The following is a 702-nucleotide window of genomic DNA, read 5'->3' on the forward strand; positions in this document are numbered from 1 at the left end:
GGTTATAAGCATCCTCGATGACTTCACTCAATACTGCCCCAGCAGAGAAAGGATCTGTAGGTTTGTCAGTGATACCACTTTTGAAAGCCAATTGACCAAGCGTAGCCTTCACAGCATTCCAATTGGAAGCAGTGAATCCAGCTTTCTCACCAAGCTCGCTCACACCAGTGAGAGAACGGATAAGGGCTTGAACGTTTGCCAACTGAGAGTCATAACCGGTAACTGCATCCCACATAGCCTTGTTCTGTACGCGAGCACCTTCTACAACATCCTTAACCCCAAACAGGTTAGCATCGTGGAAGTTCTGGGACGGAACTTGAGAGATGACACTGGTAGAGATGGCAGCATCAGTACCCTGCACGATAAGCGCACCAGTGGAAACACCGGGAGCAACTTTCGACTTAACCTGAGCAGAAGCTGTATATGACTTGAAGCCTGTTGCTTTGCCCTGACCCAAACCAGTATCTACTGGATTAGCCGGAGCATTGAACAGACTCTTAATCAGTACATTCTCTTCATTGGTTTTGGAGTACGTCGTACTTGCCTTAGCAGCAACATAACCAGACTCCAGCGGATTGCTGGATAACGAACCTGTCGCAGATGTAATGACAGCAGCATACGGACGCAGTTCTTCGTTGAGCGTAGCTTTATCTTGTGAGGTTAAGCCTTCAATAGCTTTACCATTCACTTGTCCTACTTCGC

1 protein-coding gene is annotated in these 702 nt (G+C 47.6%); it reads right to left on the reverse strand.

Annotated elements, in window-relative coordinates:
* On the reverse strand, positions 1-688 hold a 688-nt coding region (locus N1032_RS25405), incomplete at its 3' end, for a hypothetical protein (protein ID WP_259543373.1).
* Positions 689-702: the final 14 nt, after the last annotated feature.

The sequence above is a fragment of the Herbiconiux daphne genome (genome assembly GCF_024979295.1).
Taxonomy (GTDB): domain Bacteria; phylum Actinomycetota; class Actinomycetes; order Actinomycetales; family Microbacteriaceae; genus Herbiconiux; species Herbiconiux daphnes.